This is a genomic window from Bacillus sp. OK048, assembly GCF_900103525.1.
GTDB lineage: Bacteria > Bacillota > Bacilli > Bacillales > Cytobacillaceae > Neobacillus.
This window is the reverse complement of sequence record NZ_FNHN01000001.1, coordinates 42,876-56,812: the sequence shown is the minus strand read 5'-3', so window position 1 is coordinate 56,812 and position 13,937 is coordinate 42,876. Positions and strand designations below refer to the sequence as shown.

Genomic DNA, 13,937 nt, shown 5'->3' with positions numbered 1-13,937 from the left:
TCCTAGGCTAGGAGCTTCTTAATCTAATTAAAGTGATTCGTGGAATGTACGATTAATTACATCTAGCTGTTGTTCTTTTGTTAATTTGATGAAGTTAACCGCATATCCAGAAACACGAATGGTTAATTGTGGATATAATTCTGGGTGTTCCATTGCATCTAATAATGTTTCTTTATTAAAGACGTTAACATTTAGGTGGTGACCGGATTTAACTGCATATCCGTCAAGAATGGATACCAAGTTACGAACTTGAGTTTCCTCTTCTTTACCTAATGCTTTAGGGACGATAGAGAATGTATTTGAAATACCATCCATTGCTGAGCTGTAAGGCAATTTTGCTACTGAAGATAATGAAGCAAGTGTACCTTTAGTATCACGGCCATGCATTGGGTTAGCACCTGGTGCGAATGGTTCGCCTGTACGACGGCCATCTGGTGTATTACCAGTCTTCTTACCATATACAACGTTAGATGTAATCGTCAAGATGGACATAGTATGAACAGAGTTACGGTATGTTTCGTGCTTACGCAACTTTTTCATAAATGTTTCAACGATTTCAACAGCAATGCTATCAACACGATCATCATTATTTCCGTATTTAGGGAAATCGCCAGTTGTTTCGAAATCAACGGCAAGACCGGTTTCATCACGAATGACTTTTACTTCACCATATTTAATCGCACTTAATGAGTCAGCTACTACACTTAATCCAGCAATACCTGTTGCCATTGTACGTAAGACTTTAGTGTCGTGTAACGCCATTTCAATTCTCTCATAGCTGTACTTATCGTGCATGTAGTGAATGACATTAAGGGTGTTGATATATAGACCTGCAAGCCATTCCATCATTAAGTCAAACTTTTGCATAACTTCCTCATAGTTCAATACGTCAGAAGTGATTGGCTGATAGTGTGGACCAACTTGAATTTTTAGTTTTTCATCTACACCGCCGTTAATAGCATAGAGAAGGGCTTTTGCAAGGTTTGCACGAGCACCAAAGAACTGCATTTGTTTCCCAATTTCCATAGCGGATACACAGCAAGCAATACCATAGTCATCGCCATATTCTGGACGCATGATATCGTCATTTTCATATTGGATAGAACTTGTTTTAATCGACATGTTTGCACAATATTTTTTAAAGTTTTCAGGCAGCTGTGGTGACCATAGTACAGTTAAGTTTGGTTCAGGAGCTGGACCTAAGTTATCTAATGTATGAAGGAAACGGAATGAGCTTTTTGTTACAAGAGCACGTCCGTCTGATGCCATACCGCCAATTGATTCTGTTACCCAAGTTGGGTCACCCGAGAATAAATCATTATAGTCAGGTGTACGAGCAAATTTAACTAAACGAAGCTTCATAATAAAATGGTCAACGATTTCCTGTGCTTCAACTTCTGTTAATGTACCATTTTCAAGATCTCTTTCAATATAAATATCTAAGAAGGTAGATACTCGTCCAAGACTCATTGCAGCACCGTTTTGTTCTTTAATAGCTGCTAAGTAACCAAAATATAACCATTGGAATGCTTCTTGTGCGGTTGTTGCTGGCCCTGAAATATCAAAACCATGACTGCTAGCCATTTCTTTTAATTCTTTTAAAGCACGAATTTGCTCAGCAATTTCTTCACGAAGACGCATATTATCTTCCGTCATTACGCTGCTTGTATTCTTTTGATCTTTTTGTTTTTCTTTGATGAGGAAATCAACCCCATATAAAGCAACACGACGATAGTCACCAATAATTCGTCCGCGACCGTATGCATCTGGAAGTCCTGTAATAATCGCAGCTTTACGAGCAAGTGTCATTTCAGCTGTATAGGCATCGAATACACCTTGGTTGTGAGTTTTACGGAACTCTGTAAAGAATCTTTCAATTTCTGGGTTTAATTGGTATCCGTAAGAATCTAAAGAAGCTTTTGCCATCCGAATTCCACCGAAAGGCTGCATTGAACGATTAAATGGTTTGTCTGTTTGAACGCCAACCACTTTTTCCAGTTCCTCGTTTAGGTATCCAGGTGTATGTGAAGTGATAGTAGATACTGTTTCTGTATCCATATCAAGAACGCCGCCATTTTCACGTTCTTGTTTCGTTAATTCCATTACTTGTTCCCAAAGTTTATTGGTTGCATCCGTTGCACTTGCTAAAAAGCTATCATCGCCTTCGTAAGCATTATAGTTTTTCAAAATGAAGTCACGTACGTTAACTTCTTTCGTCCAAGTACCTTTTGTAAAACCTTTCCATTGTTCCATGGTTATTTCACCTCGTAAGTTTATATGAACGTTAATACAACAGCTGTTGCTGTTTATATCTTGATTTGAGTATAACAGATTTTTTGTGAGTGAATTCACAGATATTGTTAAGATATTGTGAACCTTATCTTTGATGGGGTTTTTGATAACAGTTTTTTAAATTATATTTCAGTGTTTTGAAATCTGTATTATAATTATTTTTTTTAAAAACGAAACTGTTATATAAAAGGAGGCGGCATTTTCAACATGCTTATATTATAAACAATGCTACAATAACTAGCTACAAGAAAATAAGCAGGAGAATTGTCTCCTGCTTGCTTTCTAATCGACAATGATATCAGCAATCATTGGCCCATTATGTTCTCTATCACCATGTACCTCACATATTAACCGATAGGTACCTTCCTTATCAAACTGGAGGGACACCAGGGTTTCTTGGCCTTTTTTGACAGTTCCTTTTATGTCAGTACCTTCAATATAAAAGGGATGTTCTTCACCATTTACTCCGCTGATGTATAAGTTTACTTTTTCACCAGCATTTATACTTATATTTCCTGGATCCCAGCGATATACTTCGATTTCCTTTCCATCTTTCATTTTAGACTTATACTCAACCGTCACCATGTGAATCTCACGCGTATTTTCGTTTGCAATCTGATTGAAAACGGCTGTATCACCAGCTTTTAACATAAACCATGCTGAAATGATTACTAGTAGAAAAGCAGTAACTAAAATAAATACAAGTGTATCCTTCTTTAAAACTAAGAATTTCATCTTAAGCCTCCTCTGATAATTTGTCCTATTTCATGTTTATGCAGAGAAGGGTGGGAAACTTGTCTCTTTTTTATAATTTTTTTCTCGAGTTGATACATATATATATAGAAAAGTGAAAATTTCTTTGTTTTTCCAAGTGAATCCTTTATAGTTATTACAGTAAGGTGGTGGTCATCTACGGTTATGAAAAAAGAAAAACTATTTACGATTGTAAAATTTATTTTCCCCTTATTGTTATTAATTTTTGCCATCCTTGAATTGAAAAAATTTATTGGAAATATAGATCTTAGATTACTGCAAACTGAAATTGATCAACTTCGATTAGAGACGGTACTGTTGATTTTTATCGTTATGTTTGCGGCCGTTTTACCTATGCTCCTCTACGATGTCATGTTAATAAAGATTCTTGGGTTAAGGGCAAGGAAAAAAGAAGTTTTAGAACAAGCATTCATCGCGAATACCTATTCGAATCTCTTTGGTTTTGGCGGCTTAATAGGAGCGATGTTAAGAACCTATTTCTATCATAAACTTGAAGATGATAAGCGTAGGCTAGTGGGTGGAATTGCTGCTGTTTCCTTTTTTAATATGACCGGATTGTCGCTGCTTTCCCTGCTAGTAGCAGTAGGATTCAAAGATCATCCCATTTTTGTGCAGACGAATTGGCTTTATTTTGCCGTTCTCGGGGTGTCTATTTACTTACCGCTATTTTTTGGACTACATGTCGTGAAAAATAGGAGGGACAAGCAGTCATTAATAGGTGTTGGAAATGGAATGAAGCTTTTCTTCACTTCCCTTTTAGAGTGGAGTGCTGTCTTTAGTGGTATATGGTTACTCTCCTGGTTGATGAATATACCTGTTAGTTTTGAACAATTGTTTCCTGTTTATATTGTGGCGACATGTGCTGGGATTATTAGTATGATCCCTGGCGGACTTGGATCGTTTGATTTGGTATTTATTTGGGGAATGCAATACATACATGTACCGGAGGAAAAAGTTCTCGTTCTCTTGTTGTTCTATCGGATAGGCTATTATTTATTTCCTTTTTTACTCAGTACGATCCTATTCATCAAGCTTTACTGGGAAAAATGGAACCAGTCCTGGAGCAATATACCGCATGCCATTGTCCAGCATATTAGCCATGTTACAGTAACCATGCTTGTTTTTCTATCTGGATTCATCCTGCTTTTATCTGCAAGTGTCCCAGGAATCATGGATAGACTTCGTATTGCACAGGAAATTCTATCTTTCCCTATCATAAACCTTTCCCATCAACTTTCTGTGGCTGCGGGTTTCCTATTATTGGGGTTATCTAGAGGGATAGAATACAATGTGAAAAGAACTTACGATTTAACCATGCTCGTATTAATTCTTGCTGCCATGTTTTCGATTTTTAGAGGAATTGATTATGAAGAGGCCATTTTCCTTATTGCGGTAGCATTGTTGCTGCGAATGTCAAAAGGGCAATTTTATCGGGAAGGCTATGTCCTTACATGGGGAAAAACAACCGTGGACATTGTATTAATTATTTGTATCATTTCTATGTATTTGGTGATTGGCTATTCCAATTTGCCCACTGCAAAAATATCAATCCCATCGAAACTTTTGCCTTACGTCATTGAAGATTCAATAGATTTATTCAGTAGTGCGGTGATTGGGCTAATTATTGCCATGCTCATTCTATATGTAGGCTTTATCATTAGTAAGCCAAAAAAGTGGAAATTTGAAAAATCAATGTGTCATGAAAAAGAGATACAGGAACTTTTAAACATAAATAATGGAAAGAGTTTGTCGCACTTGATTTTTCTCCATGATAACTACATTTATTGGAACAGGAAGAAAAACGTTTTAATTTCTTTTCAACAATATGCAGATAAACTAGTAATTCTTGGCCATCCGGTTGGTGAAAGAAGTGAATTATCGAATGCGATTGAGGAGTTTCAGGAAATTTCTGATCGATACGGATACACACCTGTTTTTTATCAAGTTAGTGAGGAAATGTTTCCATATCTACAAGGTAAGGGGTATACCTACTTTGTATTAGGCGAGGAACCATCCAAATATTTATTCTTAAGTGAAAAAGTTGCTGCCCAAATTTATCTGCATGGAAACCAAGACTTAGGTGAATTTACTAAACTAGATACGAAACAGTGTGAGATTAGGTATCTAGCGTATAGGAGAAAATCGAGGTTCTCCTTGCCATTAATTATGACACAAATAACATTATTAATTTCGAAAAGAAGGATGTAATCGAATCGGCATGGAGCCATTTCCAAGCCGATTTTTTATTTCGATTATTTCGATATTGCACTAAAAATTTCGATTAAATGACAATTTTCCTCTTAATATTTACAAACAATGATTATTTGATAAAATCAGATGATAAACAAAAAGTAAGGATGTTGTTAATTGTCAAAGTTTATTTCTTTTATCATGATCGTCTTTCTCGTTTTATCAAACCAAGTATACACGTCCGCAGCAGCGAACCAGTCATTAGAGATAAAGAGTGATGCTGCCGTTCTGTTAGATTCGGAAACAAATGCCGTTTTATATAGTAAAAACGGTGAAGAAAGATTATTCCCTGCTAGTTTGACGAAAATAGCAACCGCTATTTATGCAATTGAAAAGGGAAATCTTGATGATGTTGTTACCGTTAGTGCTAGGGCTGTGGGTGAAGAAGGAACGAGAGTCTATTTAGAAGAAGGGGAGAAAGTACCCTTAAAATTGCTAATCCAAGGTATGCTGATAAACTCTGGAAATGATGCTGCTGTGGCAATCGCTGAATATACAGATGATTCGGTTGAGCAGTTTGCAAAAAATATCAACCGGTATTTAATAGACAAAATTGGTGTTCGTAATACCCATTTTACAAACCCAAATGGATTATTTGATGAAAACCACTATACAACCGCTTTAGACTTAGCAATGATTACTAATTATGCCAAAAAGAATCCTGTGTTCTCAGAGATATTTGGAACAAAAGAGCTTATTTGGAGTGGCGAGTCTTGGCAAACGACATTATTGACACATCACCGACTCTTGAAGGGTGAGATTCCATTCGAAGGAATTACCGGCGGAAAAACGGGTTTTGTTAATGAATCAAAACACACATTAGCAACAACAGCGGAAAATGAAAATATCAAGCTTACTGCTATTGTTCTAAAAGCAGATACGAGTAAAGTTACTTATAATGACACTGAAAATCTAATTGAATATGGCTTGAAAAACTTTCATCATCGAGTGGTGAAACAAAACGAATATTTTACGATGAAAGAAAAGGAATACTACTTAAAAAATGATACGATTGTTACCGAACACATCAATGGTTCCGAAAAGAACCTTAATGATCAAGGAATACTTGAAGTGGTAAACGATGGAAAAGTCATACAATCGATTCAACTTGAACTAAGAGAACCAAAAAATGTACAAGCACAAGTAGAAACACCGATTTCAAGTGAACAGAGCAGTATTAATATTTTGTATGGAGTGATCGTTTTTGTATTTGCGGGTCTTTTTTATGGAGTAAGAAAAAGAATAATGAAGTAAAAAAACTGCCCGGCGGCAGTTTAAAGTGTTAGCTTATATATGATGTATGTTTTAGAGTTAAGCTTATTGTATTTTGCTTTCGACCTGTTGGCACACTTCATCTGCGCTCATTCCATGTGCTTCAATGACCGAACCTTTTGTAACGGTATCCTGCATTCCCATTACATTTGAGTCTAAACCGGTAACAACACAGCAATCGCAATTCTGTGCATCTGTTTCCTGTCTTAATTGAATGACTTCATGTCCTTTTTCTCGTAACGCCTGTTGAATATCTGTGAGAGATTCTTCTACTCCAATTTTCGCCATACAAAACACCTCCTCCTGTAGATTATCATGCCAAGTTCTGAGTTAATTATTCTGAATAAGACACGATTATCTTCAAAAACTACTAGTGGAGGTGTAAACATGGGAAAACGTAAAAAGGATCCTTCCACTATTGGTTTGGCTTCACCACAAGTTGAAGGCCAAGGAACAACAACAACAGAAACAGGTACTAGAGAAGTGTCATCATCACGCAGGAAACAAAAGAAAATTTAATAAAGTAAAAAGCGGACACTCCATGTGTCCGCTTTACTTTTAATTATTGTACATTTCTGCAACTTGTTTTTGAATTTCACTATTTTCAAGGTATTCGTCGTATGCCATTTGCTTATCGACTAATCCATTTGGTGTTATTTCAAAGATACGGTTGGCAATCGTTTGGATAAACTGATGGTCATGTGATGAGAATAGTAGTGACCCTTTAAAGTTGATTAATCCATTATTTAAAGCTGTAATAGATTCCAAATCAAGATGGTTTGTTGGCTCGTCTAGAAGTAATACGTTCGCTCCATTTAACATCATTTTAGAGAGCATACAACGAACTTTTTCGCCTCCAGAAAGGACACTGGCCTTCTTTAGAACTTCTTCTCCAGAAAACAACATTCTACCTAAGAATCCACGTAAGAAACTTTCACTTTCATCTTTTGGCGAGAACTGACGAAGCCAATCAACTAGAGTTAATTCACTATTTTCAAAGTGCTCGGAGTTATCTTTAGGAAAATAAGCTTGTGAAGTGGTAATACCCCATTTAAAGGTACCACTGTCAGCTTCCATTTCTCCCATAAGGATTTTGAAAAGGGTAGTCTTGGCCACTTCATTTGGTCCAACAAGAGCAATTTTATCACTTTTGTTCATAAAAAAGCTTACATTATTAAGGACTTTTACGCCATCAATTGTTTTTGTTAATCCTTCTACCATTAATAAATCATTACCAATTTCTCGTTCAGGTGTAAACCCTACAAATGGATAACGACGAGATGAAGGACGAATATCATCGAGTGTAATTTTGTCTAATAGTTTTTTACGAGACGTTGCTTGTTTCGACTTAGAAGCATTGGCGCTAAAGCGAGCAATAAAGGCTTGCAATTCCTTTATTTTTTCTTCCTTCTTTTTGTTTGCATCAGAAGTCAGTCTTGTAGCTAATTGACTAGATTCATACCAGAAATCATAGTTACCAACATAAATTTGAATTTTTCCAAAGTCTAAATCGGCAATATGAGTACAAACTTTATTTAGGAAATGACGGTCATGGGATACGACAATGACTGTGTTTTCAAAGTTTATTAAGAACTCTTCTAACCATTGAATCGCCTTAATATCTAAATGGTTCGTCGGCTCATCCAGGAGTAATACATCAGGTCTGCCAAAGAGAGCTTGTGCAAGAAGAACCTTTACTTTTTCTGAACCTGTCAATTCAGCCATTTTTTTATAATGTAAGTCTTCACCAATGCCTAGACCTTTTAATAGAATAGCTGCTTCAGGCTCTGCTTCCCATCCGTTTAATTCAGCAAATTCGCCCTCAAGCTCTGCAGCTTTCATCCCATCTTCATCCGTGAAGGGATCTTTCATATAAATCGCATCTTTTTCTTGCATCACTTGATAAAGTCGTGTGTGGCCCATAATAACCGTCTTTAATACTTCTTGTTCCTCGTATTCAAAATGGTTTTGTTTTAAAACAGCCATACGTTCATCTGGTCCAAGGTGAACCGTTCCAGATTGTGATTCAATTTCTCCGGATAAGATCTTTAAAAAAGTTGATTTTCCGGCGCCGTTTGCACCAATAAGACCATAGCAATTCCCAAGTGTAAATTTAATGTTTACATCTTCAAATAATTTTCTGTCACCATATCTTAAACTTACATTACTTACAGTTATCATTATTAATATCCTCCAAAAGCAAAATATCTATTAACTATACCATTAAAATGGGTAAAGAGCGAATTCTTTGTAGAATGAGGAGAATGAATCGAGAATAATAAAATAAATTGCAGAAAATTTTTCTAATTTTTTTTCGAAGTTTTCACACTTTATTCATACTTTTGTTGTAAAATTGGGTAAAGAAGATTGAAGGAATAAAGTAGGTGAGAAGTATGTCGAAAAAGCAACTTACTGAACTAGTGAATAAGTTAAAACAGGCCGGAATAAAAGCTAGTTTAACAAAACCCAAGGCCAACTACCTATTATCTCTACAACAAATAAAAAAGTATCCATCATCCGTGAATTGAATAGGTAGTAAAAAGCGATTAATCCAAAGGACTAACCGCTTTTTTGTTTCCTATTATTTAATTTCATCCATGATTTCTTCGTAAACTTCTTGTTTATTAAAATCTTCGCCCATTGGAAATTTGGCGATGAATTGATTGTTTCCATCTATTAAATAGGAGAAGGATGTATGGATAAACTGGCCATTACCTGGGTCTTTATATTGAAATTGTAATGATTCTGCAACTTCTCTGATTTTTACTTGGTCAGCTTTGATCGTTGCCTGATCACCAGTAAGGAACATCCAATGGTCATTATTCGTAATCTTAAAAGCATTCATGTATTTTTGCAGGACTTCAGGTGTGTCTCTGTAAGGGTCAATGGTAATGGTAAGAAACTCAATTTCTTTACCAAATACGTTATTTTTTTCTAAATCTGCTTTTAATTGGACCATTTTTTGGGTGGTGGTTGGGCAAATATCAGGACAATGAGTATAAATAAATTCGACTAGTTTTAGTTTATCGTCTTTACTGAAAGTGTAATCCTCACCATTATGATCCTTTAACGTAATATTGGCTGGTACTTTAGCACTTGCATCCCGTATTAGAAAAAAAGAAATTCCAGCTGTAATCCCGATAAATACGGCTAAGCTACATATAAGATAGATTTTTTTCATTATTTCTCCCTCCTATCATAAAGATAATGAAGTTTTCGTGAAAAAGATGTGGATATTTCGTGAACATTCATCAATTGACGATATTAAATACCACCTATTGAAAGTATTTGACCTCCTTTAATAATACGACTTGTACCAGTTAGGAAATGGTCAAATATGTACACATTTTTGAAATTTGCATATCATTGAGTATTCATTTTGACAATAGTTATCGTTTAAATAGCAAGGAACCTTCCGACAATTGGAAGGTTCCTTGCTATTTTTTATTCGCATATTTTTCAGCAAGTAATTGTTTTACTTGGTTATAACTTAAGCCAGATTGGCTGTTTAATCGTTTAACTACTTCAATATCCGTGCCGACGACTGTAAATTTTTCACCCGCAGATTTCATAAAAAGGAATCCTTTCTTACTTTGAATTTGATAAAGATTTTTTTACGCAATGAAAAGGACATTTTTGGTACATACTATAAAAAAAGGAGGCGGTTCCCATTTTTTATGGTAAAAGAGCTAAGGATGAAGAAATTGAAGTAATCATGCTTGAAACCGAAATCTATTCTTGCATGGATAATGCTTGTATTGGCTGGATGAGAAAAGATTTTGTCACAGACGATTTGCTCTGTCCTATGTGTGGAAACGAGATGGCTACAGAAATAAGAGAGCTTCCGAAAATATAATATAGATACTATTTAAAAAGACTGTCACATGGATGACAGTCTTTTATTCATCTCCAAAATCAAAAAAATGACCATCAAATGCTTTTTGTGCAGATTCAGAACTAGGGAAAAGAGCGTCATCATCTTCAATAACATGAAAGGTTTCATTTAAGAACAGGGCAAGGGCGTTTGGATTCTTCGGATGAGTAACAATTTCTGCCGCTCGTATATTAGCAACAGTTGGTACATGTGGATTACGATAGATGACAAACACCTCGTCTCCTGGCTTAGCAGTCGTAATATCAACAATATCCATATCCAATTACCTTCCTCTTTTAAAGATTTTCATTTTGTTGAAGGATTTCATCCCCGGCTAACATAATGTTAGTATCCTCAAACTCCTTATGTTCATCAACTGATCCACCAGGAACATATTTTTGAGAAGGGTAAACTCCTCCTTGAATCGAAGTTTGTTTCTTATCGGATGAGGTAGTTTTCTTTGCCATCCCAAACACCTCCTTAATTAAGCTTTCGCGTTCTGAATTGGGATTATTCCTTCCTTAATATTCAATACAAAAAAACTCCCCAGTCTAAGGGGAGTGTGATAACGCTTATGTTCTATTCGTCTTTATTTGCTAAACAGCGGTCACATTCCATTAAGTAGCTTTCAGCTTGTTCCTCCATGTGCTGCCCACATTCAGGGCATTGCTTTGCAGGCAAAGTGCGGAAAAATTCAACTGGACTCATCAACATTAAAAACCCTCCTTTTTTAATACAGTGTATTAGATGGCTTGTTGTTATAGTACAATCCGATTAAAAAATTTTTTCTCTATTCTTCTCTTTTTGATAAACAGCGGTCACATTCCATTAAATAGCTTTCAGCTTGCTCTTCCATATGCTGGCCACATTCTGGACATTCTTTTTTCGGTAACGTGCGGAAAAATTCAACTGGATTCATTAACATTAAAAACATCCTCCTTTTTTAATACAGTTTATTTTATTTTGTACTGTTGTAGTACAGTATAATCAAAAAAAGTAATTTTGTGTAGTCCTTTTTTAAAAATAATTAGAGTTTTTTAAAAATGATACATTTATCCTGCATTTGAATTGTGTGCTGTTCAATTTTCCTGTATGTACGGGTGATTTAAAAAACTAATTTCGACAACTTTGTGACCAAAGTGCTTCACTATCTTTCTTTTTTACATTACAATCATAGTAGAAAGACATTAGGTCAAAGGGGGGATACTGTTAATGGATATTGTATCAGGTGATTTTCATCCTTTTTTAATAACGATTGCCATTGGGTTAACCATCATGGCTTCCTATACAGGCTTAGATATGTTTACGTTAATAAAAAGTTCCAAGAAAAACAAACGGTTATTATATCTTGGTGGGTCCATATCAATGGGCGTTGGTATTTGGGTAATGAATTTTATCGGATTAATAGCCGCTGATATTAGTCGTTTTTCTAGTTATCATATTCCTCTTACAGTTTTGTCCATTTTTATCGGAATAGCTTTTTCTGGAATAGCTTTTAGTCCATTACTTGCGAGAGAGATTCGAACGTATCAATTGTTTTTTGGCAGTTTCTTTTTAACTTCAGCCGTTCTTGCTATTCATGTAATCAGCATTTTTGCTATGAATCTATCTTTAGAATATAATATTCCACTTTTTGTGTTTTCTGGATTATTATTATTTGGGTCTTTTTTATTTTCATTTTGGATTCTTTTTTCATCTAAAACCTATTCGAAAAGTAACCAGGCTTGGTTAAAACCGATAAGCGCATTGATTATTTCAACTGCTATTGCTGAAGGGCATTTTCTTTTAAAAAGAGCTTCTACGATCATTTCAACGAATTCGGCAAACGGGTCAATAAATGAAGAAACCTTCCTGATTTATTTAATATTATTCGTAACGGTTTTAATTATCTGCGGGTTAATTGCTTCAAGTACGTTAATAAGTAAGCAACTTGCAAAAACAGATACGAATCTAAAGGATATCAAAGCAGCACTTGATGCATCTACCATTGTAGCGATCACCGATGCACAAGGAACGATTTTATTTGTAAATGATAAATTTGAAGAAATCTCAAAGTACACAAAGGAAGAAATTATCGGAAAAAACCATCGACTGTTAAATTCTGGCTACCATCCAAAAGAGTTTTTTAAGGAGATGTGGACGACCATTCAAAAGGGCAACATCTGGCGTGGGGAAATTAGAAATAAAGCTAAAGACGGCAGCCTTTATTGGGTAGCAACCACGATTGTTCCTTTTGTAAATGAAAATGGAAAGCCGTATCAATATATAGCCATTCGTTCAGATATTTCAGATCGTAAACGAGCGGAAGAACATTTAAAAGAATCAATGAAGGATAATATTGACATTCGCTTTGCACTCGATCAATCAACGATTGTCGCATTTACAGATTCACGAGGAATCATTACAAGTGTAAATGATAAATTTTGTGAGATTTCAAAATACAGTCGAGAAGAGCTAATTGGCAAGGACCACAACATCTTAAACTCTGGTCATCATTCCAAATTGTTCTTTAAGGATTTATGGAAGACGATTGGATCAGGTAAGGTTTGGAAAGGTGAACTAAGGAATAAAGCGAAGGATGGCAGCTTTTATTGGGTGGATACTACGATTGTTCCTTTTTTAAATGAAAATGGAAAGCCATACCAATATGTTGCGATTCGCAACGACATTACCGAGCGGAAGAAAACAGAAGAAATCCTTCATCGTCAAGATAAGCTTGCAGCCGTTGGTCAACTAGCTGCTGGTGTAGCACATGAAATTCGAAATCCGCTGACATCGATGAAAGGCTATGCCGAGTTCCTTACTTTGGATGAGATTGATCCGGAACGATTAGAATTTATCAATATCATTCTCGATGAAATTGAACGGGTCAATACGATTGTGGAGGATTTCATGGTGTTGGCCAAACCTAAGATGGTTGAATTGGAAGAAAAGAATGTCGTGCCAGTGATTCAAAACGTTGTATCACTACTAGAATTTGAGGCTCGCAAGAAACATGTCAAACTTTCCTTTGACTGTCAACACGAAATAATCCAGATCGAATGTGATGAAAATCGTTTGAAACAGGTGTTTTTGAATTTTATTAAAAATGGAATTGAAGCAATGCCAAATGGCGGTGAATTGCGTGTTAAGACGATGATTCATGATAATAATGTCCAAATCTCGATTCAGGACACAGGTGTTGGAATACCAAAAGAAAAGCTTAAACAGCTGGGTGAACCCTTTTACACGACTAAGAAAAATGGTAATGGTTTAGGTTTAATGGTCAGTTTTAAGATTATCGAAAATCATAATGGTAGAGTGTTTGTCGAGAGTGAGCCAAATAAAGGAACCACTTTTAATATCCTTTTACCAGCTAAACCAGCATGATGAAACGGGAGATTTTTTTCTTCCGTTTTTTTTATTCAAAAAATAGACAAATATTTTTGTAAAAAACAAACTACTTTTGGATTGAATAGATTAATATGTTTATATA

General features: G+C 35.6%; 15 protein-coding genes. 5 read left to right on the top strand and 10 right to left on the bottom strand.

Annotated elements, in window-relative coordinates; genetic code table 11:
• Positions 1–27: 27 nt before the first annotated feature.
• Together pflB and BLR86_RS00265 are read right to left on the bottom strand one after the other, a co-directional pair.
• The gene (pflB, locus tag BLR86_RS00270; protein WP_090757665.1) at positions 28–2,253 is read right to left on the bottom strand and encodes a formate C-acetyltransferase; all 2,226 of its coding nucleotides are present in this window, start codon (positions 2,251–2,253) and stop codon (positions 28–30) included.
• Positions 2,254–2,574: 321 nt separating this feature from the next.
• Entirely contained in the window at positions 2,575–3,027 is a 453-nt protein-coding gene (locus BLR86_RS00265) for a cupredoxin domain-containing protein (RefSeq protein ID WP_090757664.1), read from the bottom strand.
• Positions 3,028–3,210: 183 nt separating this feature from the next.
• Between BLR86_RS00265 and BLR86_RS00260 the strand changes: the two genes are divergently transcribed.
• The gene (locus BLR86_RS00260; protein WP_090757663.1) at positions 3,211–5,274 is read left to right on the top strand and encodes a phosphatidylglycerol lysyltransferase domain-containing protein; all 2,064 of its coding nucleotides are present in this window, start codon (positions 3,211–3,213) and stop codon (positions 5,272–5,274) included.
• A gap of 159 nt (positions 5,275–5,433) precedes the next feature.
• On the top strand, positions 5,434–6,570 hold the full coding sequence (locus tag BLR86_RS00255; RefSeq protein ID WP_254782185.1) for a D-alanyl-D-alanine carboxypeptidase family protein: 1,137 nt from the start codon (positions 5,434–5,436) through the stop codon (positions 6,568–6,570).
• A 63-nt stretch (positions 6,571–6,633) separates the two neighbouring features.
• Here BLR86_RS00255 and BLR86_RS00250 read toward each other — a convergent pair whose 3' ends face one another.
• Complete coding sequence (locus BLR86_RS00250) at positions 6,634–6,876, bottom strand: YkuS family protein (protein ID WP_090757662.1); 243 nt, start codon at positions 6,874–6,876, stop codon at positions 6,634–6,636.
• A gap of 99 nt (positions 6,877–6,975) precedes the next feature.
• On the opposite strand from BLR86_RS00250, the gene BLR86_RS00245 reads away from it, so the two are divergent.
• Positions 6,976–7,107, top strand: a complete 132-nt coding sequence (locus BLR86_RS00245; protein WP_090757661.1) for a YuzL family protein — start codon at positions 6,976–6,978, stop codon at positions 7,105–7,107.
• A gap of 39 nt (positions 7,108–7,146) precedes the next feature.
• On the opposite strand, the gene BLR86_RS00240 is transcribed toward BLR86_RS00245, so the two are convergent.
• From BLR86_RS00240 to BLR86_RS26735, 3 genes are all read right to left on the bottom strand, one after another.
• Positions 7,147–8,769, bottom strand: coding sequence for an ABC-F family ATP-binding cassette domain-containing protein (locus BLR86_RS00240; RefSeq protein ID WP_090757660.1), 1,623 nt, complete (start codon positions 8,767–8,769; stop codon positions 7,147–7,149).
• A 400-nt stretch (positions 8,770–9,169) separates the two neighbouring features.
• On the bottom strand, positions 9,170–9,769 hold the full coding sequence (locus BLR86_RS00235; protein WP_090757659.1) for an SCO family protein: 600 nt from the start codon (positions 9,767–9,769) through the stop codon (positions 9,170–9,172).
• Between the two features lie 256 nt (positions 9,770–10,025).
• The gene (locus tag BLR86_RS26735) at positions 10,026–10,160 is read right to left on the bottom strand and encodes a hypothetical protein (protein ID WP_090757658.1); all 135 of its coding nucleotides are present in this window, start codon (positions 10,158–10,160) and stop codon (positions 10,026–10,028) included.
• Positions 10,161–10,258: 98 nt separating this feature from the next.
• Between BLR86_RS26735 and BLR86_RS00225 the strand changes: the two genes are divergently transcribed.
• Entirely contained in the window at positions 10,259–10,444 is a 186-nt protein-coding gene (locus BLR86_RS00225; protein ID WP_045523975.1) for a cold-inducible protein YdjO-related protein, read from the top strand.
• Between the two features lie 43 nt (positions 10,445–10,487).
• Here BLR86_RS00225 and BLR86_RS00220 read toward each other — a convergent pair whose 3' ends face one another.
• The 4 genes from BLR86_RS00220 to yhfH (BLR86_RS00210) form a co-directional block, all read right to left on the bottom strand.
• Positions 10,488–10,739, bottom strand: a complete 252-nt coding sequence (locus tag BLR86_RS00220; RefSeq protein ID WP_090758201.1) for a transcriptional regulator SplA domain-containing protein — start codon at positions 10,737–10,739, stop codon at positions 10,488–10,490.
• Between the two features lie 19 nt (positions 10,740–10,758).
• Positions 10,759–10,929 (bottom strand): hypothetical protein, encoded by a 171-nt coding sequence (locus BLR86_RS25855; protein WP_175492739.1) that lies wholly within the window; start codon positions 10,927–10,929, stop codon positions 10,759–10,761.
• 112 nt (positions 10,930–11,041) lie between these two features.
• On the bottom strand, positions 11,042–11,176 hold the full coding sequence (gene yhfH / locus BLR86_RS00215) for a protein YhfH (RefSeq protein ID WP_090757657.1): 135 nt from the start codon (positions 11,174–11,176) through the stop codon (positions 11,042–11,044).
• Positions 11,177–11,252: 76 nt separating this feature from the next.
• Positions 11,253–11,387, bottom strand: coding sequence for a protein YhfH (yhfH, locus tag BLR86_RS00210; protein ID WP_090757656.1), 135 nt, complete (start codon positions 11,385–11,387; stop codon positions 11,253–11,255).
• A gap of 287 nt (positions 11,388–11,674) precedes the next feature.
• Here yhfH (BLR86_RS00210) and BLR86_RS00205 point away from each other — a divergent pair, with 287 nt between their 5' ends.
• Positions 11,675–13,831 carry a PAS domain S-box protein gene (locus BLR86_RS00205; protein WP_090757655.1) on the top strand — a complete coding sequence of 719 codons (2,157 nt, stop codon included), beginning with the start codon at positions 11,675–11,677 and terminating at the stop codon, positions 13,829–13,831.
• Positions 13,832–13,937 lie beyond the last annotated feature (106 nt).

Bases quoted from the DNA above. Each gene is read 5' to 3' on its own strand.
- pflB (WP_090757665.1), bottom strand. From the start codon at position 2,253: ATGGAACAATGGAAAGGTTTTACAAAAGGTACTTGGACGAAAGAAGTT.
- BLR86_RS00205 (WP_090757655.1), top strand. From the start codon at position 11,675: ATGGATATTGTATCAGGTGATTTTCATCCTTTTTTAATAACGATTGCC.
- BLR86_RS25855 (WP_175492739.1), bottom strand. From the start codon at position 10,929: ATGGCAAAGAAAACTACCTCATCCGATAAGAAACAAACTTCGATTCAA.
- BLR86_RS00260 (WP_090757663.1), top strand. From the start codon at position 3,211: ATGAAAAAAGAAAAACTATTTACGATTGTAAAATTTATTTTCCCCTTA.
- BLR86_RS00265 (WP_090757664.1), bottom strand. From the start codon at position 3,027: ATGAAATTCTTAGTTTTAAAGAAGGATACACTTGTATTTATTTTAGTT.
- BLR86_RS00235 (WP_090757659.1), bottom strand. From the start codon at position 9,769: ATGAAAAAAATCTATCTTATATGTAGCTTAGCCGTATTTATCGGGATT.
- BLR86_RS26735 (WP_090757658.1), bottom strand. From the start codon at position 10,160: ATGAAATCTGCGGGTGAAAAATTTACAGTCGTCGGCACGGATATTGAA.
- yhfH (WP_090757657.1), bottom strand. From the start codon at position 11,176: ATGTTGATGAGTCCAGTTGAATTTTTCCGCACTTTGCCTGCAAAGCAA.
- BLR86_RS00250 (WP_090757662.1), bottom strand. From the start codon at position 6,876: ATGGCGAAAATTGGAGTAGAAGAATCTCTCACAGATATTCAACAGGCG.
- BLR86_RS00220 (WP_090758201.1), bottom strand. From the start codon at position 10,739: ATGGATATTGTTGATATTACGACTGCTAAGCCAGGAGACGAGGTGTTT.
- BLR86_RS00245 (WP_090757661.1), top strand. From the start codon at position 6,976: ATGGGAAAACGTAAAAAGGATCCTTCCACTATTGGTTTGGCTTCACCA.
- BLR86_RS00240 (WP_090757660.1), bottom strand. From the start codon at position 8,769: ATGATAACTGTAAGTAATGTAAGTTTAAGATATGGTGACAGAAAATTA.
- yhfH (WP_090757656.1), bottom strand. From the start codon at position 11,387: ATGTTAATGAATCCAGTTGAATTTTTCCGCACGTTACCGAAAAAAGAA.